We start from the raw sequence: 23,250 nt of genomic DNA, 5'->3' as shown, positions 1-23,250 counted from the left end.
GTCGAATCACCCGGTCCGCCCCGCGGCTCAGCCGCCCAGCCGCCGGGTGAAGCCTTCCGGCACCAGGATGTCGTCGGGTCCGAGGTCGTGGATCGAGGCCTTGCCCAGGCCACGCAGCGCGGAGTCGATACCCCCGTGCATGATGTCGAGGACGTTCTCGACACCGGCCTGTCCCTCGGCCGCGAGCCCCCACAGGTAGGCCCGGCCGAGCATGACCGCCCGGGCCCCCAAGGCCAGCGCCTTGACCACGTCGCTGCCGCGGCGGATACCGCCGTCCAGCAAAACCTCGACCTGGTCGCCGACGGCCTCGGCGATCGCGGGCAGCGCCCGGATCGACGCCGGCGTGCTGTCCAGGTTGTTACCGCCGTGGTTGGACACCGAGATTGCTGAAACACCGGCGTCCACAGCACGTTTGGCGTCGTCGATGCGCATGACGCCCTTGAGCATGAACGGTCCGCCCCACAGCTCGCGCAGCCAGGCGATGTCCTCCCAGGTCGGCGCCGGGGTGCCCATCCACTCGCCGTAGGCGTGGAAGAACGGTGGCGGGGCCTGACCGTTGATGGCCTGGTTCGGCACCGACAACTCCGGCGGACGCAGGGTCTTGCCCCAGGTCCACATGTAGCGGGGCTTGGTGATGACCTCGGGGCTCATCCTGAGGATGGTCTTGAGATCCATCTTCTCCGGGATCTTGGGGCTGCCCCAGTCCCGGCCGTGGCTGAAGCTCCAGTCGGTGGTGACGATGAGGCCCTTGGCGCCGGCCGCGCGGGCGCGCTCGGCCCGGGCCGCGATGTCGTCGCGGCTGCCGAGCCAGTAGATCTGGAAGAACGTCTTGTCGTTTGCCGCGATGACCTCTTCCATCGGCTTGCTGGCGAACGACGACAGCCCCATCGCGGTGCCGCGGGCCGCGGCCGCGCGCGCGACAGCGACCTCGCCGTCGGGGTGGATCGCCTGCACACCGGTGGGAGAAATAATCACCGGCAGCGAAATCTCTTGACCCATAACCGTTGTGGCCATCTCACGCTTGTCCAGCGCGCCGATGACGTGCGGGGCGAAGCCGAGCTCGCCGAACGCCGCGACGTTGTCGGCGACCGTCAGGCCCTTCTCGCTCGCCGAGATCAGCGAGGAGTAGGCGGACTTGGGGAGCCGCTTCTTCGCACGCTCCTGCGCGATGGCGACGGTTTCGAACCAGGTATCACGGGCCATGATTTAGACAGGACTTTCGTTACAGAATTTCTGGGGCGCCTTGGCCGGCATGGCCAACAGCTTGAGCGGGATCGGCCCCTTGGCAGGGCGAGCGGAGCGACGGGAAGAATCACCGCTGCCGCCCCGGGAGTGGTCGATATGCGACTTGGGCTTGTCGCGATCGAGCGCCAGGGCGGGCTCGCCGTAGCCCTGCACGCACTCGGGATCCGGCCCGTCCATGGGCAGACCGGTGAAGAACTTGGCCGCCATGCAGCCGCCGCGGCAGCTGTCGTAGTGCCCGCAGCTGCTGCAGGCACCGGCGGACTGCGGTTCCCGGAGCTCGCGGAACAGCGGGGCGTTCTGCCAGACGTCCTGGAAACCGTTGTCGCTCAGGATGTTTCCGGCCAGGAAGCGCTCGTGGATGGCGAACGGGCAGGCGTACACATCGCCCACGGGGTCGATCAGGCACACGACGCGCCCCGCGCCGCACAGGTTCAGCCCCGCGAGCGCTCCGGGCTCGCCGAGGCCCGACAGGTGGAAGAACGAGTCACCGGTGAGCACCCGCTCGCCCTTGGCGACCAGCCAGTTGTACAGCTGCACCTGCTGCTCGGCGGTGGGGTGCAGGTCGTCCCACACGTCGGCGCCGCGGCCGGACGGACGCAGCCGGGTGATACGCAGGGTGGCGCCGTAGTTGTCGGCCAGGGCCTTGAAGTCGTCGAGCTGGTCGACGTTGTGGCGCGTGACGACGACCGAGATCTTGGCGTCTCTAAAACCGGCGTTCTTCAAGTTCTCGAGCGCCCGGATCGCCATCGCGAAGGAGCCCGGGCCGCGCACCGCGTCGTTGATCTCGGCGGTGGCGCCGTCGAGCGAAATCTGAACGTCCACATAGTCACTCGCGGCCAGCTTGGCCGCGACCGCTTCGTCGATGCGCACGCCGTTGGTGGAGAACTTGACACCGACGTGGTGCTCGGTGGCGTAGTCGACGAGTTCCCAGAAATCGGATCGCACGGTCGGCTCGCCGCCGCCGATGTTCACGTAGAACACCTGCATGCGCTCGAGCTCGTCGATGATGTCCTTGCACTGCTGGGTGCTCAGCTCGCGCGGGTCGCGCTTGCCCGACGACGACAGGCAGTGCACGCAGGACAGGTTGCAGGCGTAGGTCAGTTCCCAGGTGAGGCAGATGGGCGCGTCGAGGCCGTGCTCGAACTGCTCGATCAGCCGGGGCACGGGTGCCGTTGCGGTCATGAAACGGTAGATCCTTCGGGGCTGTTCTGGTCGGCCGGGATCAGCATCTTGGACTGGACCAGCACGCCGAACGCGTGCAGATACGGCCCCTGCTGGTCATCGTCGATACCGGCGGCGCGGCAGGCGCTGCGGACGTCCGGATGGTCGGCGAGCGAGTTGACGATCTCGACGATGATGCGATTCTTCAGGAACGAAAGTTTGCGCGTACCAAAGTGATACAAGAGGGCGCCGAACGGTTCCGGGCGGACGGCGACCTGGTGGTGCAGCCGCCAGCCACGGTCCGGATCGAAGGCCGCCTCGGGCCCGGTCCGGGCCGCGGCTGGTGCAGACACGGTCAGTAGACCCCGCACATACCGTCGATCGAGACCTCTTCGACCAGAGTCTCGGTGACCAGTTCGGTATCGGAATTCGCCTGCTGATTCGAGTCCATGGATCGCCCCTTTCGCTACCGTGGCAGTTGTCGGGACTCGACAACTGTGATCCAAGTCGCAAGAATATGGCATCGAGTGCCGAAAAGGAAGGGCGGGTCTGATGAAGACCGAGACGGAGCGTCCCGCGCGCGATGCCGGGACCGCCCAGCACGGCCGGGTGGGCCGTCGCCGCTCCACCACGCGCGACCACATCACCCACGTGGCCCTCGAGCTGTTCGCGACCCGCGGCTTCGACGACGTCAGCGTCGACGACGTCGCCCATGCCGCCGGAATCTCCCGGCGCACCCTGTTCCGCTACTTCTCGTCGAAGAATGCCATCCCCTGGGCCGACTTCGACGCGAGTCTGACCGATCTGCGGGACCTGTTGAACGCCGTCCCCCACGACGTGCCGCTGGACGCCGCCCTGCGCTCGGCATTGTTGGAATTCAACAGCTTTGACGAATCCGAGACACCCCGGCACCGGCGCCGCATGCAGGTCATCCTGCAGACCGACGCGCTGCAGGCCTACTCGATGACGATGTACGCAGGCTGGCGCGGCGTGATAGCGGCGTTCGTCGCGCGCCGGCTGGACACCAAGCCGACGGCTCTGGTGCCGCAGACAGTGGCGTGGACGGTTCTCGGGGTGGCGCTGACGGCCTACGAACAGTGGCTCGCCGACGAGACCGTCTCGCTGCCCGACGCCCTGGGCGAAGCCTTCGACATCGTCCGCGAGGGCATCGGCGCCGTGTGATTTGTGCACGGTTTTCCGCGGTCAGCGCGGAAAACCGTGCACAAATCCCAAGAAGTTGCGGTTGGGGCGTCGGAAAATGCGCGGCCGGCGCGACGATAAGGGTGTGAGGGGCGAATCAGACGGTGATGCTCCGCAGACGCTGCTGGCGCTGTACGACTCGGCACTGCCCGTCGTCTACGGCTACTTCGTGCGGCGCTGCGGTGATCGGGGCACCGCGGAAGACCTGACGTCGGAGACGTTTCTGGCGGCGATGGACGCTGCCCGCCGGGATTCGCCACCGGCGATCTCGGTGCCCTGGTTGATCGGCGTGGCCCGGCACAAACTGGCCGACCACTACCGCCGCAGGCACGACCGCTTCACCGTCCCCGTACCCGAAACACCCGAGCCGGCAGAGCCTTTCGACGACTGGGACACCGAGCTGGACCGCATCGTCGCCGAGGCCGCGCTGGCCCGGTTACCCGAACAGCACCGCATGGTGCTGACGTTGCGATATCTGGATGACCGCCCCGTGCCCGAATGCGCCGAGTTGATCGGACGCACCGTGCACGCCACCGAGGCCCTGCTGGTGCGGGCCAAGCGGGCATTCAGGAGCGAATACCAGGACACCGAATACCGGGACGGAGGTGCGTCATGACCATGCACAACAGTCACGACCCGCTGACGGTCCTGGCCGGCGGTGAACACCCCGTGCAGCCGGACCCGGCCTTCGCGGCCCGACTGCGCGCGCGCCTGGAAGCCGCCGTCACCCTGCCGAAAGGAGTTGTCATGAGTGGCACCGACACTGCCATCGCCGAACTGAACACCCCCGCCACCCCCGCGGTCGAGGTGCCCCGGCCCGCGGCCCTGCCCTATCTCGCCGTGGCCGACGCGCGGACCGCCATCGACTGGTACGTCGACGCGCTGGGCGCGGTCGTCGTCGGGGAACCGATCGTCATGGACGACGGGCGCATCGGGCACGCCGAGCTGACGCTGGCCGGTGGCGTGCTGTACCTGGCCGACGAGTTCCCCGAAATCGGTCTGAAAGCACCGGCACCCCAGTCGGTTTCAGTGAGCCTGATGCTGAGTGTGCCGGACACCGACGCCGCACTCGCGCAAGCCCGGCAACATGGCGCGCAGGTGCAGCGGGAACCGTACGACGCCCACGGTTCGCGGACCGCGGTGGTGATCGACCCGTTCGGCCACCGCTGGATGCTCACCGGCCCGGTCCCCGGCGCCCTGACGCCCATCCAGCACGGCGACATCGGTTACATCTCGGTGCAGACGCCGGACGCCGAACGGGCGGCCGCCTTCTATGGCCACGTGCTCGGCTGGACATACGATCCGGGCACGCACAAGGTGACAGGCAACCGGCTGCACACCGGCATCTTCGAGACCGCCGGCCCGCAGACGGTGTTCTGCTGCTACGCGGTGCGCGACCTCGACGCCGCGCGGCAGGCGATCCTGGCCGCGGGCGGTCAGGTGGGCACGCCGGAGGACCACGAATGGGGGCCGACCCTGGACGCCACCGATGCCCTGGGTACCGATTTCGCGGTGTTCCAGCCGACACCGGACATTCCCCGCCCCGAGCTGAACGGGGCTGGGCCGGGCGAACTTTCGTACATGACGTACTACGTGACCGAGTCGGCCGCGTTCCGGAACTTCTACGGTGCAGTACTGGGCTGGACGTTCGAACCAGGCCGCATCGACGACGGATGGGGCGTGCAGAACTGCCACCCGATGGCCGGCGCCGCCGGCGGCGCGGAACACTCCGTCGCCGTCCCGATGTGGACGGTGACGGACATCGACGCTGCCGTCGCGCGAGTTCTCGAAGCCGGCGGTTCGGTGATCGAAGCGCCGTCCCGACAGCCGTACGGGATGATGGCGCACTGCGCCGACGACCAGGGCGCCCGGTTCTACCTCGGCGCGTTCTGACCGGTGCGCGAAAGCCCGCGCGCGACGCGGGCTTTCGCGCCCACCGAGCCGCACATCGCGAGGAACGTCAGCGTCCACGCAGCCAGCGCCGCCCAGCCCGCGAGGTCGCCGATGTCGGTCAGGGCGGGCAATCCGTCAGCCAAACCGAGGTAGTGCCCGGCCACCGCATACATCCCCAGCGGGAACACCATGCTCCAGAGCGCCGTGCTGTACCGCAGCGGCACCCGGCGGATGACGTGCCGCCAGAAGCCGGCCGCGATCAGCACCGGGATCAGCCACGTACCGAACGCGAAGAACAGCACGGCCACCCCGGCGATCAGACCCCGCGTGGACACGACCACCGGAGTGTCGGCCACCTGCACTATGCGGGCGGCGGCGAACACCGTGATCGCGGTGGCACCCATGGCAATCCAGTACGGCGGGGTGAGTTCTTGCGCGGTCACCGGATACATGAGCATGCGGAGCGCGACCAGGATGCCCGCGGCCGCGTACAGAAAAACACCGACCGACCAGCAGAGCACCGCGAGCAGCGCCAGTGGCCGGTTGGTCTCGCCGAGCAACGGCTGCAGTCCAGCCGCCATGACCGCCACCGACTGGGCCGCGACCACCGCGAGAAACCACGTACCGTTCACACGGGACAGGGCCGGCTGCCCCGGCTGCCCGAGCACCGCCGTCCACGGAATCAGGTAGCCCAGTACCAGCCAGGACAGACCCCCGACGACCGACAGCCAAACCGCCGGTGCGACATGACCATCGAGCAACAACCGGGCCGCCAGGACATCGGTGCCTGCGACGAACGTGAACAGCGTGAAGCTGCGTTCGGGATCGGCCAGGCCATCCCGAAAATCTCTACCGAACAAGATGATTCGTGCGACATTGCCGACCACCAACACGGCGTAGACGATTCCGGCGATCCACAGCAGCACCGCCGACACCGTGTGCAACTTCAGCAGGCACGCCGCCGTCGACACGATGCCCGTCGCCATGACCACCGCGAAGTAGCCCGGTTCGAGCGTGCGCACCGCCGCGCGCAGGCCCGCGGCCCGGACCTCAGAAGTCATCTCGACAGCCAAGCACGCCGACTCAGGGATTTGTGCACGATTTTCCGCGTGGGGCGCGGATTTTCGTGCACAAATCGCAAGGGAGCTAGCCCAGGACGTCGGCGATCGGCACTGCGGCGGCGACCTTGGCCCGGTTCTTCATCACCTTTCCCGGCATGCCGCCGCCGACCACGCCGCTGACGGCGCCGTCGCGCTCGTAGAACGCCAGGAACTTGCGGCCGTCGTCCTCGATGATGTGCACGGTGTCGCCGGCCTTGGGCTCACCCAGGCACTGGATCTTGACGTCGTACTGGTCGCTCCAGAAGTAGGGCACGACAACCGCGGCGGTGGCATCCTGGCCCAGCATCGCCGGCACGATGACCCGCGCCTGCTCGGCCACGTTGCTCCAATGTTCCACCCGCACTTGATGTCCCGCCACGTCACGCCAGGAGGCGACGTCACCGATGGCCCACACGTTCGGCGCGCTGGTGCGGCCGGCGGCGTCGCACACGACGCCGTTGTCGACGGCGATGCCGCTGCCGTCGAGCCAGTCGGTGGAGGGGCGCGAACCGATGCCGACGACGACGACGTCGGCGTCCAGCTCAGAGCCGTCGGCCAGTTGGACCTTCTCGACGTGGCCGGTACCGCTCACGCCGGTGACCCCGACGCCGCAGCGCACGTCGACGCCCTCGGCGCGGTGCAGCCGTGCGACCAACTCACCGATCTCGGTGCCGAGCACCGACGCCAGCGGCGTGGGCTGCGGCTCGACGATCGTCACGTCGACACCCATCTTGCGCAGGCTGGCGGCCACCTCGCAGCCGATGAACCCGGCGCCGATCACCACGGCGCGCTTGGCCGACCCGGCGTGTTCACGTAGCGCCAGCGACTCGTCGTAGGTGCGCAGCACCCGGATGCCCTCGAGGTCCGGCAGCGACGGGATGGTGCGGGGCACCAGGCCGGTGGCGATGACCAGTTCCTCGTACGCGACGACCTCGCCGTTGGCCAACGTCACCGTCTGCGCCTCGGTGTCCAATTTGACCGCACCCGAACCCAGCAGCAGCGTGATGTTGTTCTCGGCGTAGAACTCGGCGGGCTTGAGCGTCGTGTCGTCGACCTCGGCGCGCAGCACGTCCTTGGACAGTGGCGGCCGGTCGTACGGCAGATGGACCTCGTCGCTGATCAGCGTGATCGGCCCGGCGTACTCGGCTTTGCGCAGCTGCTCAGCCGTACGTGCAGCGGCCAGACCGCCACCGACAATGACGATGCCTCCGTTTGTAGTCACGTCGGCTTTCTTACACGATGCGGCCGGTGCGAGGTAGGCCACCCTGTGCTTGCCTGCTCAGCATGCCGGCCGGGATTCAGGCCTGGCCCCGGCCCCCGACCCTGCGCTCGACGATGTTCGACAGCACCACGATGCTCTCGCTGCGTTCGATCGCCGCGCTGCCCCGGATGCGCTCCAGTACCGCCTCCAGATGCCGCATGTCGCGCGTCATCAGATGCAGGATCGCGTCGGACGTCCCGGTGACGGTGGCGGCCGAGACGACCTCGGGGATGCCCTCCCAGGCCTCGCGCAGCTGCGCCGGCGTGATGGTGCCGTGGCAGTACACCTGAACGTATGCCTCTGTCCCCCAACCGATCACGTTCCGGTCGACGACGGTGGTGAAACCGCGGATGACGCCGGTGGCGAGAAGCCGGTCGACCCGCCGCTTGACCGCGGGCGCCGACAGGCCGACCCGCTCACCGATCTCGGCGAACGTGGCGCGCGCGTTGTCCGCCAATTCGGCGAGGATGCGCTCGTCGGTCTCGTCGACGCTTTCCACCGGCCGCACACCTCCCTCACGCAATAGATTGTCGAATCGCGGGTTATCAAACAATAGATCTGTTACATACGCGCAACAAGCATCGATTGCTTGCACGCAAGAGTGCTTCTACCATCGAATTATGACGATTACTGATGTCGTCAAGATGGCGACACCGAATCCAGGTTGGCGACCAGACCGGGTGGCCCGCCCCCGGCACTATGTGATGACCCGGCCGACGCATTTCGCCGTCGAATATGCGATCAACCCATGGATGGACACCTCGACCCCCGTGGACACGGCGCTGGCGGTGCGGCAGTGGGAGCAACTGGTCCGCACGTACCGGAGCCTCGGGCACACCGTCGAACTGGTCGAACCGGTTCCTGGGCTGCCCGACATGGTGTACGCCGCCAACGGCGGGCTGGTGCTCGACGACGGGTTCGAGAAGGTGGCCATCATCGCCCGCTTCACCTACCCGCAGCGGACCGGAGAGTCGGTGGCCTACGCCGGCTGGATGATGGACCACGGCTACTGCCCGCTGTACACCGAGCACACCAATGAGGGCCAGGGCGACCTGCTGATCATCGGTTCACAAATCCTGGCCGGCTACGGATTCCGCACCGACCGCCAGTCGCACGACGAGGTCGCCAAGCTGTCCGGGCTGCCGTTGGTGAGCCTGCAGCTGGTCAACCCCCGCTTCTACCACCTCGACACCGCGCTGGCTGTCCTCGATGACGAAACCATCGCGTTCTATCCCCCGGCCTTCGGCGCCACGTCGGTGGCGTTGCTGCGCAAGATGTTTCCGGGCGCCATCGAGGTTTCCGATGCCGATGCCCACGTACTCGGCCTCAACGCGGTGTCCGACGGATTGAACGTCGTACATCCGGCCGCGGCCACCGGCTTCGCCGCGCAGCTCGCCGATGCCGGTTTCCGTCCCGTCGGTGTCGATCTGTCCGAGTTGCTCAAGGGCGGCGGGTCGGTGAAGTGCTGCACCCTGGAGGTGCACTCGACGTCATGCTGAAAGCCGTTGCGGGAACACCGCAGAGCACGGCTCAGCTGATCGCCCTCGACGACCGCTATGCCGCGCACAACTACGCCCCGCTGCCGGTCGTCGCGGCATCCGCCGACGGCGTCTGGATCACCGATCCGGAGGGGCGCAGCTACCTGGATTGCCTGGCCGCGTATTCGGCGGTCAACTTCGGCCACCGCAACCCCGAAATCCTGGCGACCGCGCACGCCCAACTGGACGCCGTGACGCTGGTCAGCCGCGCCTTCCACTCCGACCGGCTGGGCCCGTTCTGCGCCGCGCTCGCGCAGTTGTGCGGCAAGGATCTGGTGCTGCCCATGAACAGCGGCGCCGAGGCCGTCGAGAGCGCCATCAAGGTCGCGCGCAAATGGAGCCGGGACGTCAAAGGGGTGACGGCACCCAACATCGTCGTGGCGCAGGGCAACTTCCACGGCCGCACGACGACGATCATCAGCTTCTCCGACGACGACACGGCGCGGCACGGTTTCGGCCCGTACACCCCGGGTTTCCGGTCGGTGCCGTTCGGGGACGCCGACGCACTCGCGGCCGCCGTCGACGACGACACCGCCGCGGTGCTGATCGAGCCGATCCAGGGCGAGGCCGGAATCATCGTGCCACCCGACGACTATCTGCCCCGGGTACGCGCGCTGTGCACCGAGCGCCAGGTGCTGTTCATCGCCGACGAAATCCAGTCCGGCCTGGCCCGTACCGGGCGCACGTTCGCCTGCGACCACTGGGGCGTGGTGCCGGACATCTACGTGCTGGGCAAGGCGCTGGGTGGCGGCATCGTGCCGCTGTCCGCGGTCGTGGCCGACGCCGATGTGCTCGGCGTGCTGCACCCCGGCGAGCACGGATCGACGTTCGGCGGCAATCCACTGGCCGCGGCCATCGGCACCACGGTGGTCGGCATGCTGCAGCGTGGCGAATTCCAGTCCAGGTCAACCGAACTCGGCCGGCACCTGCACACCCGCCTGACCGCGATGATCGCACACGGCGTGACGGCCGTGCGCGGGCTGGGCCTGTGGGCGGGCGTCGACCTCGATCCGGCCGTCGGCACCGGCCGCGAGGCCAGCCTGCGACTGGCCGAACGCGGTGTCCTGACCAAGGACACCCACGGCCCGACCCTGCGGTTCGCCCCGCCGCTGGTCATCACCCCGACCGAAATCGATTGGGCGATGGACCGATTCGCCGAGGTGCTGGCCGGGCCGCCAGGCGCGCGGTGGTAGACCCATAGGATGCGCTTCAATCCGCCACCCAACTGGCCGCCGTTCCCGCCCGGCTGGCGGCCCGGGCCCGACTGGCACCCGGATCCGTCCTGGCCACCGCCACCGCCGGGATGGGCGTTGTGGGTGGACGACCAATACGGTTACGCGCCAACAGATCCGGGACCGCCGCGCCGGTCCGGCGCCCGGAAATGGTGGATCATCGGCGGTGCGGTGCTCGCCGTGGTCACGCTGGTGGCAGGCGGCACGGTGGTCGCCACGAAGTCCCTACGCGACACCGCGGCGCCGTCGACCGTGACGCCGACGACGTTCAACGGCCTGACCATCGTGCCCACGCACCCGCCGGAGCCGACGGACTTCAACACCTGGAACCGCGTCGGGGGTATCGACGCCACGTTCACCGACAACGGCCGGACGGTACGCCTCGACCCGCACGGCACCCCGCCGACCGCATGGACGGGACTGATCCAGCCCGGCGACCCGGCGTGCTCGCTGCGATTCACCGGCCGGGTCCGCGGCACGACCGGCGGCTACGCCATCGGACTCACCGCCATCAACAGCCCGGCCGACGCGGATGCGGTCCCGATCCCGGCAGCGCCCGACAACGACTGGCACGCAATCGATGTGACGATCACCAAGGCCGGCGACGTCTCGGTCGACCTCGACGGCAAATCCGCACCGCGAAGCGCGACCAAACCCGGCTGCGGTCGCCCCGCAATCAAAATCTTAACGGGCGCAACAGAATTCGCCGACGTGCTGGTCGGGCAGGTGTCCGCGTAGGTCAGTACTTCATGACGCCGCGGTCGACGGCGATCTGCGAACCGGAGATGGTCCCCGAGCCCGGCCCGGCCAGCCAGGTCACCACGTCGGTCACCTCTTCGGGCGTCATGAATTCCTGCAGACCGGCCTTGCCGTCATGCGCGACGGGCTTGTACGGCATCGGCGCGAAGCTGTGCAGGTAGGTCGGGTACTTGGAGAAGATCGCACCCATGGCCTCGGGTTCGATCATCGGCGTCATGATCGAGTAGGGGTGGATCGAGTTGACCCGGATCCCGAACTCGCCCACCTCGAGTGCCAGCGCATTGGTCAGACCGACGAGGCCGAACTTGGAAGCCGCGTAGTGGCCATTGCCCGGCGTCGCCTTCAGCCCGGCCGACGAGCTGACGATGATGATCGATCCCCCGTTACCGGCCTCGATCATCGCCGGGACGACGGCCCGGATGGTGCGCCAGGTGCCGGACAGGTTGACGTTGACGACGCTGTCCCACTGGTCTTCGTCGATCTCGAAAAGCCGTCCCCAGCTCAGCACGCCCGCGTTGGCCACCAGGATGTCCAGACGGCCGAACTGCTCGACAGCGTCGGCGACGACCTGCTTCTGGGCGGCGAGATCACGGATGTCGACCTCGCGGGCGAGCACCTTGCGGCCCTCGGCCTCGACCAGGCGTGCGGTCTCGGCGAGATCCTCCGATGTCGGCATGGGGTAGGTGATGGTGTCCGAGACGGGACCACAGATGTCGATGGCCACGACGTCGGCGCCTTCGCGCGCGAACCGGATCGCGTGCGCGCGACCCTGGCCCCGGGCAGCCCCGGTAACAAACGCCACTTTGCCTTCGAGTGCTCCGCCTGCCGCCATTGCCAGTCCTTCCATCACAGTTCGCGCTAGTTCTTAGCCAGGCTAGCAGCAAAACTGAAACGTGTTCTAACAATGTCCGGAGACCGGGATGGCTACAGCTCGGCGATGATCTGAGCGCGCTTCGCGGTGTACTCGGCCTCGCTGATGGTGCCCATGGCGCGCAGTGTCTCGATCTCCTGCAGCCGCTGTGCGGTCGACGGCGCCGGTGCCGGCGGCACGACGGGCGCCGCTGCGGCGGGCGCTGCGGCCGGCTCCCGCTCGGCGGCCGTCGCCCGCCGGACCACGTCCATGACCTGTTGCCGCACAGCCGGATTCGACCGCAGGTCCGCCATGCCCTCGAGCGACACCCCGTTGGCCTTGAGGATCTGCAGGATCGCCATGATCGGACCCGAGCGGCCCGTCAGGTCATACGTCCGGCCGTCCTGCTCCGACGTGAGCCGGACCGGCATCATGCCCGACACCAAAGCGCTTCGCTGCCAGTCGATGTGGAACTTGTTGGTCGCCGGATCGACCAGTGCGACGAGCTTGCGGGCCGTGATCATCGGCAGCCGGCTCACCGAGGCCAGCACCTTGTCCTGTGCCTGGAACGGCGCCAGACCCGGCCCCGAGATCTGCAGATTCAGTTTCACCAGGGGCTGGTCGTTGACGCGGGTGCCGGTCTCGCCGATGCCGGTCACCTCCGCCAGCGCCAGCACGCCGCCGGCCTCGAGTTGCTCGAGCTCCGCCGATCGCATCTGACCGAAGCCCGCCAGGCCCAACGCGACCAGCACATCGACGGCCGTGACCAGCAGGCCCGCCCAGAACATCCACTTCAGCAATTCGTCCTGGCCGGAGAAGAAGTACACCGCCAGGAAGATCGGACCCACCAACCCGCCACACAACAGCACCATGGCCTGAGCCTTGAGATAACGCACCAACATGTCAGCCACACTCCTTGATCAGCTGAACCGCTGCGAGGGACTCTAGTGCGGCTCAGTCGCCGAGGACGTCCAACAGGACGAACGAGAAATTGTCGGCGGCGCCGTTGGCCCGGGCCGTGCCGATGATGATGGCCGAACCGTCGCCGCGGTCATTGCACGCGGTGGCCGCCTGCAGATCGTGATGCTCCATCTGACCGTGCACACCGTCAGAACACATCAGGTAGCTACCGGGCTGCAGCGGCGTCGCGGTCAGGTGGGCCGCGATGGGCACACCCTGTCCCAACGACTGCGTGATGATGTTGGTGGGCCGGCCCGAGGCGTCGAGGACGGCGTCGTCGACCGAAACCTGGGTCAGCGTCTCGCCCGCCACCGAATACACCCGGCTGTCCCCGACATTGAAGACGATCACCTCGTCGGCCGTCAGGCAGACCCCGGCGATGGTGGTACCCATCCCGGCCAGCTCGGTGTCGCGGCCCATGTCGTACAGCCAGTCGCTGACATACGACAGCGACGACGCGATGTCGTCGCCACCGGTCCAGCCCGGCGACATCGTCGCGATCATGCTCAGCGCCGTCCGGCTCGCGACGTCGCCGCCGACGTGCCCGCCCATGCCGTCGCACACCGCACAGACGAACGGGGACCCCGGCTGCATCCGCATCTCCACCAGGACACCGTTGTGCGTCTGGCTGACCCAGCCGCCGACCATCACGGCATCTTCGTTGCGCTTGCGCCGTAATCCGGTGTCGGTGAATGCCCGCACGTTCACCCGCACGACAGGCCACCCCTCATCGCGTTCCCCTCCATCGCGAACGATCCTGCCATCTTGCCGGGGATACCGAGGCTCCGCCTGCCGTTTGACGGTCGCACATCATGCACGGCCATCCTCGCGGCGGGCTCTTCCTTCCACGGTCGTCGGCAGCGGCGTGCGGCGCTCATCCGACGCCATCTCGCCGTCAATCCTGCCTTGTCCACAGGCCACTGACGGCTTCGTTCGACGGTTCTCAGACAGCGCGCCACCCATATGTCGGCCGAACGAAGGACATCGCAGATCGTAGGAGATATGTTCCAATTCCCGACGTTCCCACGCTGATGGAGAGGCGAAAACGAATGTCGTCCCGTTCAACCCGGACACCCCGTACCGCTGCGCTCGTATTCATGACCGCGCTGCTGTTGTCGAGTTGCAATTCGTTGAATCGGACCGGGAGCACGACCGCGCCGACAGCGAGCGCCACCGGCTCGACAGCGTCCACAACAGCCAGTTCCGCCCCGCCTCCGGCGGTGACGAAAGCGTCATTACCGAAGGGCGACAAGCGACTTGGCCCGGGGACTGTGTACAGCGGCTGCGAAGACAACGTCTACGGGCCGAGCTATCAGAACAGCGGAAGACGCCTCGATGCGTTCCGCGACGGTGAGGTTTTCAATCCGAAGACCGGCATGAACGTGCCGCTGCCGAAGCCCGTGCCACCCCCCGGGACCGAACTGGTCTCCGGCGGATGCACTGTGGGCGGTGACGAGAACAACATCAAGGTGTTCTACGTTTACAGCGTTTCCACCCCTTCATCGGGGTTGACTCCCGAACACACCGACACCCTCATCTCGTCGTTCGATCCATTTGGATCTGCAACTCCAACCGCCACGGTGACTCTGCCGCCGGAGTTCAATGACGCCATCAAGGACATCCTGCCGACTCCGTACGGCTTCATCGCCGGAAACACCAAGACACTGCACGGATTCGATCCAGTGACCTTGCAACCGACATGGTCGGTCAGCGGTCCGCCGAACTGCTGCGACCTCTACTCGAACTTCGACAGCGTCGCCGCCATCGACCACACGTTCAAAGCGGCGGGCCTCGCAAACGGCACGAACCGCTACGTCGTTTACAGCACCAAGGACGGTAGCCAGATGTGGGACTACATCGGCGACATCGACCACGACGAGATCACCAACCACGGCTACGTCGTCGATGACAATCAACGGTATCCGCGGGTAGCCCAGTTCTTCGACACCCAGACGCGGCAACTGAAAGGTCCTGTCGCTACCGGAAATACGACCATCTGGCAGAACCTGCGGCTCGCCTGGAACAACGGCCTTGGTCAGCCCTTCATCGAAGTCTGGGACAAAGACCAGGGTGAGCTGATCTTCAAACGCTACGACAACGATGTCGCGGGACTGAAGCCCGAAAATGTGTATCTGGCCGGACGCTACCTCTACATCAAGAATGAATCCGACAGCCCGGTCATTGATCTGACGACGGGCCAGAAAGTCTCGTCAGGCTGGAAGGTTCGACCGACCGAGCAGATCGACCGCGACTGGGTGCTCGTCGCCAGCGGCGACGCCAGTTCCGACGTCGTCGAATGCTTCCGAGAGCGGAAGTTCATTTGCCGTGACGACGATGAAGCATCGCTGTCGCTTGTCCGTGCTCCGAACGGACAGTATTCGGGACCGTGGTACTGACGCCGCCCCTAAGTCGGCCAAACGGCCGGCAACGATCCACACGCGAATAGCAAAACCCCCCAATTCCTTTGGGAATTGGGGGGTTTGCTTGGAAAAGCTAGATCACTTGATGATCTTGGTAACGCGACCCGCGCCGACGGTACGACCGCCCTCACGGATGGCGAAACGCAGACCCTCGTCCATGGCGACCGGCTGGATCAGCACGACGGAGATGTCGGTGTTGTCACCGGGCATGACCATCTCGGTGCCCTCGGGCAGGGTGACCACGCCGGTCACGTCCGTGGTACGGAAGTAGAACTGCGGGCGGTAGTTGTTGAAGAACGGCGTGTGGCGGCCGCCCTCGTCCTTGGACAGGATGTAGACGCTGCCCTCGAACTCGGTGTGCGGGGTGGTGGTGCCGGGCTTCACGACGACCTGGCCACGCTCGACCTCTTCGCGCTTGATACCACGAACCAGCAGACCGACGTTGTCGCCGGCCTGGCCCTGGTCGAGCAGCTTGCGGAACATCTCGACACCGGTGACGGTGGTCTTGGTCGTGGTCGGGCGGATGCCGACGATCTCGACCTCTTCGTTGACGTTGATCACGCCACGCTCGACACGACCGGTCACCACGGTGCCACGACCGGTGATGGTGAAGACGTCCTCAACGGGCATCAGGAACGGCTTGTCGGTCTCGCGAACCGGGTCCGGGATGGACTCGTCGACGGCCTCCATGAGCTCCTCGACCGACTTCACCCAGGTGGCGTCGCCCTCGAGCGCCTTCAGCGCCGAGACGCGGACCACGGGGGCGTCCTCGTCGAAGTCCTGAGCGGCCAGCAGTTCGCGGACCTCCATCTCGACGAGCTCCAGGAGCTCCTCGTCCTCAACCATGTCGGACTTGTTCAGCGCGACGAGGATGTAGGGCACGCCGACCTGGCGGGCGAGCAGCACGTGCTCGCGGGTCTGCGGCATCGGGCCGTCGGTGGCGGCGACCACGAGGATTGCGCCGTCCATCTGGGCGGCACCGGTGATCATGTTCTTGATGTAGTCAGCGTGACCGGGGGCGTCCACGTGGGCGTAGTGGCGCTTGTCGGTCTGGTACTCAACATGCGAGATGTTGATGGTGATACCGCGCTGACGCTCCTCGGGCGCGTTGTCGATCTGGTCGAATGCGCGCGATTCGTTCAAATCGGGGTACTTGTCGTGCAGAACCTTGGTGATTGCTGCAGTCAGCGTGGTCTTGCCGTGGTCAACGTGACCGATGGTCCCGATGTTGACGTGCGGCTTCGTCCGCTCGAACTTCGCCTTCGCCACTTCTGTGTCCTCCTGGACTTGTTGGTGCTTTGGTTAAGCAGGTGTGTAAAGCAGTAAAACAGTGTTCAGTTATGTGGTCCGCCAGGGACAACGGGTCAGAGACTACTGGCCCGTCGCCTTGGCGATGATCTCCTTCGACACGTTCGCCGGAACTTCGGCGTACGAGTCGAACACCATGGAGTAGTTCGCCCGGCCCTGGGTCTTCGACCGGAGGTCGCCGACGTAGCCGAACATTTCGGACAGCGGAACCTGTGCCTTGACGACACGAGCACCACTGCGCTCCTCCATGGCCTGGATCTGGCCACGGCGGGAGTTCAGGTCGCCGATCACGTCGCCCATGTAGTCCTCGGGCGTGGTGACCTCGACGGCCATGATCGGTTCCAGGATGACCGGCTGCGCCGCAGACGCAGCCTTCTTCAGTGCCTGCGAACCGGCGACCTTGAAGGCCATTTCCGACGAGTCGACGTCGTGGTAGGCGCCGTCGAGCAGCGTCACCTTGAGGTTGACCAGCGGGTAGCCGGCCAGGATGCCGTACTGCATGGCGTCCTGCGCACCGGCGTCCACCGACGGGATGTACTCACGCGGGATGCGGCCACCGGTGACCTTGTTCTCGAATTCGTAGGTCGCACCGTCTTCGCCGATGAAGGGCTCGACGTTGATGATGACCTTCGCGAACTGACCCGAACCACCGGTCTGCTTCTTGTGGGTGAACTCCACGTTCTGCACGGCCTTGCGGATGGTCTCGCGGTACGCGACCTGCGGCTTACCGACGTTGGCCTCGACCTTGAACTCGCGACGCATGCGGTCGACCAGGATGTCCAGGTGGAGCTCGCCCATACCGCCGATGACGGTCTGGCCGGTCTCCTGGTCCAGGTGCACCTTGAAGGTCGGGTCCTCTTCGGCGAGCTTCTGGATCGCCGTACCCAGCTTCTCCTGGTCGCTCTTGGTCTTGGGCTCGATGGCCACCTCGATAACCGGGTCCGGGAAGGTCATGGACTCCAGGACGATCTGGTTGCTCGGGTCGCACAGGGTGTCACCGGTGGTGGTGTCCTTGAGGCCGATGACCGCGTAGATGTGGCCGGCAGCGGCCGACTCGACCGGGTTCTCCTTGTTGGAGTGCATCTGGAACAGCTTGCCCAGACGCTCCTTCTTGCCCTTGGTCGAGTTGATGACCTGGGCACCGGAGTCGACCTTGCCCGAGTAGACGCGGACGTAGGTCAGCTTGCCGAAGAACGGGTGCGTGGCGACCTTGAACGCCAGGCCCGAGAACGGCTCGTCGGCCGACGGCTTGCGCGAGATGATCTCGTCTTCCTTGCCCGGGACGTGGCCTTCGGCGGCCGCGACGTCCAGCGGGGTCGGGAGGTAGTCGATGACCGCGTCGAGCATGGGCTGCACACCCTTGTTCTTGAACGCGGAACCGCACAGGACCGGGTAGGCCTGGCTGGTGACGGTCAGCTTGCGCAGGCCGCCCTTGATCTCGTCGATCGTCAGCTCTTCGCCGCCCAGGTACTTCTCCAGCAGCGCCTCGTCGGTCTCGGCGACGGCCTCGATCATCGCGAGGCGGTACTCCTCGGCCTTCTCCTGCAGGTCGGCCGGGATGTCGACGACGTCGTACTTCTCGCCGAGCTTGGTCTCGCCGCGCCACACCTTGGCCTTCATCTCGACCAGGTCGACGACGCCCTCGAAGTCACCTTCGGAGCCGATCGGCAGCTGGATCGGGATGACGTTCGCGCCCAGGCGGTCCTTCATGGTCTGGACCGAGAAGTAGAAGTCGGCGCCCAGCTTGTCCATCTTGTTGACGAAACAGATGCGCGGCACGTCGTACTTGTCGGCCTGGCGCCACACCTGCTCGGACTGCGGCTCCACGCCTTCCTTGCCGTCGAAGACGGCAACGGCACCGTCGAGCACGCGCAGCGAACGCTCCACCTCGACGGTGAAGTCGACGTGGCCCGGGGTGTCGATGATGTTGATCTGGTTGTCGTTCCAGAAGCAGGTGGTGGCAGCGGAGGTGATGGTGATACCACGCTCCTGCTCCTGCTCCATCCAGTCCATGGTGGCCGCGCCGTCATGGACCTCACCGATCTTGTACGAGATACCGGTGTAGAAGAGGATGCGCTCGGTCGTCGTCGTCTTGCCGGCGTCGATGTGCGCCATGATGCCGATGTTGCGGACCTTGTTCAGGTCGGTCAGCACGTCCTGTGCCACGGCTAGATTCCCACTCTTTCAGTTGCTTTAAGTAAATCCGCATCGCCCGGGAGGGCGGTCAGTTGTGAATCAGATGCGCCGGCCGCCGACATTGGCGGCCGGCGATTGAGTCACCAGCGGTAGTGCGCGAAGGCCCGGTTCGCCTCGGCCATCTTGTGGGTGTCCTCGCGTCGCTTGACGGCGGCACCCAGGCCGTTGCTGGCATCCAGGATTTCGTTGGCCAGGCGCTCGACCATGGTCTTCTCGCGGCGAGCCTTCGAGAAGCTGACCAGCCAGCGCAGCGCCAGCGTGGTCGAGCGGTCCGGACGAACCTCGACCGGCACCTGGTAGGTCGCGCCACCGACACGGCGGCTGCGGACCTCGAGGGACGGCTTCACGTTGTCCATGGCGCGCTTCAGCGTCACGACGGGGTCGGTGCCGGTCTTCTCACGAGCCTGCTCAAGGGCGCCGTAGACGATGCGCTCGGCCAGCGACTTCTTGCCGTCCAGCAGCACCTTGTTGACGAGCTGGGTGACCAGCTGCGAACCGTAGACCGGGTCGTTGACCAGCGGCCGCTTCGGCGCGGGGCCCTTGCGTGGCATTAGCTCTTCTCCTTCTTGGCGCCGTAACGGCTGCGTGCCTGCTTGCGGTTCTTGACACCCTGGGTGTCCAGCGAGCCGCGGATGATCTTGTAACGCACACCGGGGAGGTCCTTCACACGACCGCCGCGCACGAGCACCATCGAGTGCTCCTGCAGGTTGTGGCCTTCACCCGGGATGTAGGCCGTGACCTCAACCTGGCTCGTCAGCTTCACACGGGCGACCTTGCGCAGCGCCGAGTTCGGCTTCTTGGGGGTGGTGGTGTACACGCGGGTGCACACACCACGACGCTGCGGGCTGCCCTTGAGCGCCGCGGTCTTGACCTTGGCGGTCTTGTCGTGGCGACCCTTGCGGACCAGCTGGTTGATGGTTGGCATCTATCGGCTTTCTCTGTTGCGTTCGTACTGCGGTTTTAAGTCTCTGTACTGCGGTTTTCGTCCGATCGCATACCCCGCGTCCGGGCGTGTCGCACGAGGCCGGGCACAGAACCTTCCAGTGCACCACGGACATGCGAATTGGCCCGGCGTGCAGGCTTGCCTACAAACACAATGAATGCAAGCGCCCAGTCGGCCAGGCACGAACCACCACGATACCAGTACGGACCGCCACGATCCAAACCCGCACAGAGGACTCAAACCGCAGGTCAGGGCGGTGCGGCCAGGAGCGTGATCAACACCTTATCGGTGGCGCGGTCCCCATCGGGTCATCAGAACCACTCCGAGCACGATCGCGATGATCACCACGACACCGCCCCCGAGAACCGCGATGCGAGGGACGGTCCACAACGGCGCGGGAATCTCACTGATCTGTACCGAACCCACAGATACCGGCAGCGGAAGCGGCCCGCCGGCCGCGACCGCGGCGAACGCCCGCGCCGTATCACCGGTGAAATCGGCGTGTATCTGGGTGCGGCCCGTCGTCATCGCTTCCCGCAGCTCGGGTGCGCTGACCACCTGGGTGTCGATGGTGAAAGCGGTTCGTGCGCCGATGTTGGCCGCGGTGAAGGTCGACCAGGTACCGGCGGCCTTGTCATCGAAGGTGATTAAGACGACGAAGCCGCCCGCCTTGTCGGACCAGCGGGCAGACGCGGCCTTGACCTCGTCGCCGCCGATGATCGACTTGTCCAGTAGGTACACCGACTTGCCGTCTGCCGAGCAGGTCACCAACGGCAGGTTCGGGTCGTCGTTGTCGGCGAGCACGTCCCCCTGGCCGCAGCGGGTGGCCTGGAATTGCAGAGCCAGCAGCTGGATCTGGGGCCGCGCGCTCTGTCGCAGTGCTTTTTCGTCGGCGATGCGCTGGGCGTCGGGCGCGCGCGTGGGGGCCTGAGTGCTGGGCGTGCCTTTGAACTGCGACGCAATCGCGTGGATGACCGGCCGGATCTGGAGTTGACCGATGACGGTGACGCTGCGCAGCTGAGCCTCGGTCACGTTGGTGGCGCTGACCTTCAGCACGTTCCCGTCGAGCCCGACGGTGACCTTGTGGCCGCCGATGTGGCGGAGCCGCTCCGCCAGGGCCTTGCGTGTCCGGTCAAGGGCGTCGGGGGTCGCCGTCGTGCCCGGCGGCTGCTCGACCGACAGCGAGGCCTGGACGGCGTGGCCCGGCTTACCTTTCTGCCAGATGTCTGTGGTGGCCAGGACGATCGCGCCGTAGCTCAGGATCAGCACCGCCAGCACCAGCGCGACCAGCCACCGGGGCACGCCGGACGGCGCGGTCACGGGCGGCGGCAGCCACACGGGTGGCGTACCCGGTGGCATTCCCGGCGGAAGGAAACCCGGCGGTGACTGGGGCAGCTGCGGGGACTGGGGCGGCTGCCAGCCGCTGTGGTCGTCAGACATCACACTCCCCCGCTCACGCCGAGTCGCGCTCGTTCATCCCTCGCGCCAGCCGTACCACCATGTCGGTGAACACCGCGTCGGTGTCGACGCCGTCCATCACGCCCGTCATCTCGAGCAACACGAAACCGTGCAGCGCCGACCAGAACTCCAGTGCCGCGTAGAAGGCGTTCTCACCGTCGAGGCCATACGACGCCAGGACCGCGATCACCGGCCCGGCCGCCGCGTGCGTCGCCGCGGTGTACTCGGGGTCGTCGCCGCCCAACGGCATCCGGGTGAATGCCGAGTACCGGCCCGGATGGTGATGGGCGTAGCTGCGATAGGCACTGGCCATGGCCATCACCGCGTCATCGCGGCTGCGGCCCTCGCCGACGGTGTTGAGCATGCCGATGATGTCGTCGATGACGCGCATCCGGACGGTGCGCCGCAGGTCATCGAGGCTCTGCACGTGGTTGTACAGCGAAGGGCCCTTGGTACCGAGCTGGTTGGCCAGTGCGTTGATGGTCAGCGCGTCCCAGCCCTCGCGATCGAGGAAGGTCAGCGCGGCGCTGACGATAGAGTCCCGGCTGAGCTTGGTGGCGCGTGCCGTCGCCCGCGACCGCACCGGCACAGCCGGTCGGGCATCCCCAACGGCTTGCGACTCTGGCCGAGGTGCCATCTGCCCGATCCTCCGGTGTTCTATCTTTGGTTTACACCGGCCGCGGCGCAGCCAGTTAACTAATGACTCTAACCTCTAGACGCTGCGGATACGTCGCCATTTGGGCGAATCTTGTAACCGCGTCTCATGACAAGTCCCACAGAACGGACGAACCCACTCCGCAGCACCTACCTCGCAACGTAGGCTCCCAGATACCGCACCACGGTGCACGTCATGCCAGACCCAGAACGAAGGGGACCATCGTGATTCGCAAAGCATGGGGAACCGCATTGGTTGCCGGCCTGCTGACGGTCCCGCTCGCTGTCGGCGCGCCCCATGCCGCCGCGGTCAACGACGACACCCACATCGTCGGCACCGGCGTCACCCAGACCCTCGACTGCCACGGCGGCACCCTGTTCGTCAACGGCAGCGGCAACAACATCACTGCGTTCGGCACCTGCTGGGCCGTCACCGTCCAGGGCTCGTCCAACACCGTCATCGCCGACACGATCATCAATGACGTCACCGCCTACGGCTTCAATCAGACCGTCATATTCCACAATGGGGATCCGGCACTCATCGACGTCGGTCACCAACTCGGGTTGGGCAACCGGCTGAACAAGATCCCCTGACCGGGTTCCGTATCGGGTGCCGCTAACGCCGACAGGGAGGGACACCGCATGAACCCCAACCGAATCGCGATGGCGGCGGGCGTCGTCGCCGCTGCCGCTGTGGTGCTGACCGGCTGCGGATCGCAGGACAGCAGTTCGGGCGGCAGTTCGACTGCGTCAGGCACCACCGGGACTTCCGCGGTGCCGACGACCGCGCAGGTCGAGGTGGGCAACACCATCAACTACAGCGCCGTCGGCACCACCCGGGAAATCGATTGCGGCACCGGCAAATCGCTGACCGTCGGCGGTGCCAACAACACGCTGACCGTCAAGGGCACCTGCTCCAAGGCGAACATCGGCGGCACCGACAACAAGGTGACATTCGACAAGGTCGACCAGGAGCTCGACGTCGTCGGCATGCACGCCACCGTCACCTACAAGGACGGGTCGCCGAAGGTCAACAACACCGGCACCGGCAATACCGTCACCAAGGGTTAGC

General features: G+C 66.4%; 25 protein-coding genes. 9 read left to right on the top strand and 16 right to left on the bottom strand.

The annotated features are described in order from the left end of the window. Nucleotides 1-27 precede the first annotated feature (27 nt). From mftD to mftA, 4 genes are read right to left on the bottom strand one after another with little or no spacing between them, the layout of a single operon-like run. Nucleotides 28-1,203 carry a pre-mycofactocin synthase MftD gene (gene mftD / locus G6N46_RS24065; RefSeq protein WP_138250467.1) on the bottom strand — a complete coding sequence of 392 codons (1,176 nt, stop codon included), beginning with the start codon at nucleotides 1,201-1,203 and terminating at the stop codon, nucleotides 28-30. Nucleotides 1,204-1,206: 3 nt separating this feature from the next. Continuing rightward, nucleotides 1,207-2,427, bottom strand: coding sequence for a mycofactocin radical SAM maturase (gene mftC, locus G6N46_RS24060; protein WP_138250468.1), 1,221 nt, complete (start codon nucleotides 2,425-2,427; stop codon nucleotides 1,207-1,209). Further along, on the bottom strand, nucleotides 2,424-2,759 hold the full coding sequence (gene mftB / locus G6N46_RS24055) for a mycofactocin biosynthesis chaperone MftB (RefSeq protein ID WP_138250469.1): 336 nt from the start codon (nucleotides 2,757-2,759) through the stop codon (nucleotides 2,424-2,426). Before mftB ends, mftC begins: the two co-directional genes overlap by 4 nt. 2 nt (nucleotides 2,760-2,761) lie before the next feature. Then, complete coding sequence (gene mftA / locus G6N46_RS24050; protein ID WP_020101386.1) at nucleotides 2,762-2,857, bottom strand: mycofactocin precursor MftA; 96 nt, start codon at nucleotides 2,855-2,857, stop codon at nucleotides 2,762-2,764. A gap of 101 nt (nucleotides 2,858-2,958) precedes the next feature. On the opposite strand from mftA, the gene mftR reads away from it, so the two are divergent. From mftR to G6N46_RS24035, 3 genes are all read left to right on the top strand, one after another. Further along, on the top strand, nucleotides 2,959-3,588 hold the full coding sequence (gene mftR / locus G6N46_RS24045; protein ID WP_138250470.1) for a mycofactocin system transcriptional regulator MftR: 630 nt from the start codon (nucleotides 2,959-2,961) through the stop codon (nucleotides 3,586-3,588). A gap of 76 nt (nucleotides 3,589-3,664) precedes the next feature. Continuing rightward, entirely contained in the window at nucleotides 3,665-4,222 is a 558-nt protein-coding gene (locus G6N46_RS24040; protein ID WP_138250599.1) for an RNA polymerase sigma factor, read from the top strand. Nucleotides 4,223-4,224: 2 nt separating this feature from the next. Next, entirely contained in the window at nucleotides 4,225-5,499 is a 1,275-nt protein-coding gene (locus tag G6N46_RS24035; protein WP_138250600.1) for a VOC family protein, read from the top strand. Here G6N46_RS24035 and G6N46_RS24030 read toward each other — a convergent pair. From G6N46_RS24030 to G6N46_RS24020, 3 genes are all read right to left on the bottom strand, one after another. Beyond that, nucleotides 5,481-6,560 carry a tellurite resistance/C4-dicarboxylate transporter family protein gene (locus G6N46_RS24030; protein ID WP_138250471.1) on the bottom strand — a complete coding sequence of 360 codons (1,080 nt, stop codon included), beginning with the start codon at nucleotides 6,558-6,560 and terminating at the stop codon, nucleotides 5,481-5,483. The two genes, G6N46_RS24035 and G6N46_RS24030, sit on opposite strands and share 19 nt — an antisense overlap. Before the next feature lie 85 nt (nucleotides 6,561-6,645). Beyond that, complete coding sequence (locus G6N46_RS24025) at nucleotides 6,646-7,821, bottom strand: NAD(P)/FAD-dependent oxidoreductase (RefSeq protein ID WP_138250472.1); 1,176 nt, start codon at nucleotides 7,819-7,821, stop codon at nucleotides 6,646-6,648. Nucleotides 7,822-7,897: 76 nt separating this feature from the next. Further along, a complete protein-coding gene (locus G6N46_RS24020; RefSeq protein WP_138250473.1) occupies nucleotides 7,898-8,359 on the bottom strand; it encodes an Rv2324 family transcriptional regulator in 462 nt (153 codons plus the stop codon). Nucleotides 8,360-8,480: 121 nt separating this feature from the next. Between G6N46_RS24020 and ddaH the strand changes: the two genes are divergently transcribed. The 3 genes from ddaH to G6N46_RS24005 are packed head-to-tail and all read left to right on the top strand — an operon-like array spanning nucleotide 8,481 to nucleotide 11,368. Beyond that, the gene (gene ddaH, locus G6N46_RS24015) at nucleotides 8,481-9,359 is read left to right on the top strand and encodes a dimethylargininase (RefSeq protein ID WP_179967698.1); all 879 of its coding nucleotides are present in this window, start codon (nucleotides 8,481-8,483) and stop codon (nucleotides 9,357-9,359) included. Continuing rightward, entirely contained in the window at nucleotides 9,353-10,591 is a 1,239-nt protein-coding gene (gene rocD, locus G6N46_RS24010; RefSeq protein ID WP_138250474.1) for an ornithine--oxo-acid transaminase, read from the top strand. Before ddaH ends, rocD begins: the two co-directional genes overlap by 7 nt. 9 nt (nucleotides 10,592-10,600) lie before the next feature. After that, on the top strand, nucleotides 10,601-11,368 hold the full coding sequence (locus G6N46_RS24005) for a hypothetical protein (RefSeq protein ID WP_138250475.1): 768 nt from the start codon (nucleotides 10,601-10,603) through the stop codon (nucleotides 11,366-11,368). 1 nt (nucleotide 11,369) lies between these two features. Here G6N46_RS24005 and G6N46_RS24000 read toward each other — a convergent pair whose 3' ends face one another. The 3 genes from G6N46_RS24000 to G6N46_RS23990 all read right to left on the bottom strand — a co-directional run bounded on the left by G6N46_RS24000 (nucleotide 11,370) and on the right by G6N46_RS23990 (nucleotide 13,913). Further along, complete coding sequence (locus G6N46_RS24000) at nucleotides 11,370-12,221, bottom strand: mycofactocin-coupled SDR family oxidoreductase (protein WP_110783770.1); 852 nt, start codon at nucleotides 12,219-12,221, stop codon at nucleotides 11,370-11,372. A 92-nt stretch (nucleotides 12,222-12,313) separates the two neighbouring features. Next, nucleotides 12,314-13,141, bottom strand: coding sequence for an SHOCT domain-containing protein (locus G6N46_RS23995; RefSeq protein ID WP_138250476.1), 828 nt, complete (start codon nucleotides 13,139-13,141; stop codon nucleotides 12,314-12,316). Nucleotides 13,142-13,193: 52 nt separating this feature from the next. Then, entirely contained in the window at nucleotides 13,194-13,913 is a 720-nt protein-coding gene (locus G6N46_RS23990; protein WP_138250477.1) for a PP2C family protein-serine/threonine phosphatase, read from the bottom strand. Nucleotides 13,914-14,296: 383 nt separating this feature from the next. Between G6N46_RS23990 and G6N46_RS23985 the strand changes: the two genes are divergently transcribed. Next, a complete protein-coding gene (locus G6N46_RS23985; RefSeq protein ID WP_138250478.1) occupies nucleotides 14,297-15,595 on the top strand; it encodes a hypothetical protein in 1,299 nt (432 codons plus the stop codon). 102 nt (nucleotides 15,596-15,697) lie between these two features. Here the strand turns inward: G6N46_RS23985 and tuf are convergent, their stop codons facing one another. The 6 genes from tuf to G6N46_RS23955 all read right to left on the bottom strand — a co-directional run bounded on the left by tuf (nucleotide 15,698) and on the right by G6N46_RS23955 (nucleotide 22,161). Further along, nucleotides 15,698-16,888 carry an elongation factor Tu gene (tuf, locus tag G6N46_RS23980; protein WP_020101374.1) on the bottom strand — a complete coding sequence of 397 codons (1,191 nt, stop codon included), beginning with the start codon at nucleotides 16,886-16,888 and terminating at the stop codon, nucleotides 15,698-15,700. A 102-nt stretch (nucleotides 16,889-16,990) separates the two neighbouring features. Beyond that, nucleotides 16,991-19,093: an elongation factor G gene (gene fusA / locus G6N46_RS23975; protein ID WP_133425325.1), complete on the bottom strand. Its 2,103-nt coding sequence runs from the start codon at nucleotides 19,091-19,093 to the stop codon at nucleotides 16,991-16,993. A gap of 110 nt (nucleotides 19,094-19,203) precedes the next feature. After that, the gene (gene rpsG, locus G6N46_RS23970) at nucleotides 19,204-19,674 is read right to left on the bottom strand and encodes a 30S ribosomal protein S7 (RefSeq protein ID WP_020101372.1); all 471 of its coding nucleotides are present in this window, start codon (nucleotides 19,672-19,674) and stop codon (nucleotides 19,204-19,206) included. Then, nucleotides 19,674-20,048, bottom strand: coding sequence for a 30S ribosomal protein S12 (gene rpsL / locus G6N46_RS23965; RefSeq protein WP_020101371.1), 375 nt, complete (start codon nucleotides 20,046-20,048; stop codon nucleotides 19,674-19,676). Before rpsL ends, rpsG begins: the two co-directional genes overlap by 1 nt. A gap of 300 nt (nucleotides 20,049-20,348) precedes the next feature. Continuing rightward, entirely contained in the window at nucleotides 20,349-21,506 is a 1,158-nt protein-coding gene (locus G6N46_RS23960) for a SecDF P1 head subdomain-containing protein (RefSeq protein WP_138250479.1), read from the bottom strand. 13 nt (nucleotides 21,507-21,519) lie between these two features. Beyond that, on the bottom strand, nucleotides 21,520-22,161 hold the full coding sequence (locus G6N46_RS23955; RefSeq protein ID WP_163692989.1) for a TetR/AcrR family transcriptional regulator: 642 nt from the start codon (nucleotides 22,159-22,161) through the stop codon (nucleotides 21,520-21,522). Between the two features lie 242 nt (nucleotides 22,162-22,403). Here G6N46_RS23955 and G6N46_RS23950 point away from each other — a divergent pair, with 242 nt between their 5' ends. Both G6N46_RS23950 and G6N46_RS23945 read left to right on the top strand, forming a co-directional pair. Further along, complete coding sequence (locus tag G6N46_RS23950; RefSeq protein ID WP_407665148.1) at nucleotides 22,404-22,772, top strand: DUF3060 domain-containing protein; 369 nt, start codon at nucleotides 22,404-22,406, stop codon at nucleotides 22,770-22,772. A 48-nt stretch (nucleotides 22,773-22,820) separates the two neighbouring features. Beyond that, a complete protein-coding gene (locus G6N46_RS23945; RefSeq protein ID WP_138250480.1) occupies nucleotides 22,821-23,249 on the top strand; it encodes a DUF3060 domain-containing protein in 429 nt (142 codons plus the stop codon). Nucleotide 23,250 lies beyond the last annotated feature (1 nt).

Origin of the sequence: Mycolicibacterium phocaicum (genome assembly GCF_010731115.1) — a bacterium.
GTDB lineage: Bacteria > Actinomycetota > Actinomycetes > Mycobacteriales > Mycobacteriaceae > Mycobacterium > Mycobacterium phocaicum.
The sequence above is the reverse complement of the archived record's forward strand: the minus strand, read 5'-3'. Positions and strand labels throughout refer to the sequence as shown.

Coding starts and splice junctions, on each gene's coding strand:
- G6N46_RS24030 (WP_138250471.1), bottom strand. CDS start 6,560: ATGACTTCTGAGGTCCGGGCCGCGGGCCTGCGCGCGGCGGTGCGCACG.
- rpsL (WP_020101371.1), bottom strand. CDS start 20,048: ATGCCAACCATCAACCAGCTGGTCCGCAAGGGTCGCCACGACAAGACC.
- mftC (WP_138250468.1), bottom strand. CDS start 2,427: ATGACCGCAACGGCACCCGTGCCCCGGCTGATCGAGCAGTTCGAGCAC.
- G6N46_RS24040 (WP_138250599.1), top strand. CDS start 3,665: ATGCGCGGCCGGCGCGACGATAAGGGTGTGAGGGGCGAATCAGACGGT.
- mftD (WP_138250467.1), bottom strand. CDS start 1,203: ATGGCCCGTGATACCTGGTTCGAAACCGTCGCCATCGCGCAGGAGCGT.
- G6N46_RS23985 (WP_138250478.1), top strand. CDS start 14,297: ATGACCGCGCTGCTGTTGTCGAGTTGCAATTCGTTGAATCGGACCGGG.
- G6N46_RS23960 (WP_138250479.1), bottom strand. CDS start 21,506: ATGTCTGACGACCACAGCGGCTGGCAGCCGCCCCAGTCCCCGCAGCTG.
- G6N46_RS23995 (WP_138250476.1), bottom strand. CDS start 13,141: ATGTTGGTGCGTTATCTCAAGGCTCAGGCCATGGTGCTGTTGTGTGGC.
- G6N46_RS24035 (WP_138250600.1), top strand. CDS start 4,225: ATGCACAACAGTCACGACCCGCTGACGGTCCTGGCCGGCGGTGAACAC.
- mftR (WP_138250470.1), top strand. CDS start 2,959: ATGAAGACCGAGACGGAGCGTCCCGCGCGCGATGCCGGGACCGCCCAG.
- mftA (WP_020101386.1), bottom strand. CDS start 2,857: ATGGACTCGAATCAGCAGGCGAATTCCGATACCGAACTGGTCACCGAG.
- G6N46_RS23955 (WP_163692989.1), bottom strand. CDS start 22,161: ATGGCACCTCGGCCAGAGTCGCAAGCCGTTGGGGATGCCCGACCGGCT.
- G6N46_RS24000 (WP_110783770.1), bottom strand. CDS start 12,221: ATGGCGGCAGGCGGAGCACTCGAAGGCAAAGTGGCGTTTGTTACCGGG.
- rocD (WP_138250474.1), top strand. CDS start 9,353: ATGCTGAAAGCCGTTGCGGGAACACCGCAGAGCACGGCTCAGCTGATC.
- ddaH (WP_179967698.1), top strand. CDS start 8,481: ATGACGATTACTGATGTCGTCAAGATGGCGACACCGAATCCAGGTTGG.
- G6N46_RS23945 (WP_138250480.1), top strand. CDS start 22,821: ATGAACCCCAACCGAATCGCGATGGCGGCGGGCGTCGTCGCCGCTGCC.
- rpsG (WP_020101372.1), bottom strand. CDS start 19,674: ATGCCACGCAAGGGCCCCGCGCCGAAGCGGCCGCTGGTCAACGACCCG.
- G6N46_RS24005 (WP_138250475.1), top strand. CDS start 10,601: ATGCGCTTCAATCCGCCACCCAACTGGCCGCCGTTCCCGCCCGGCTGG.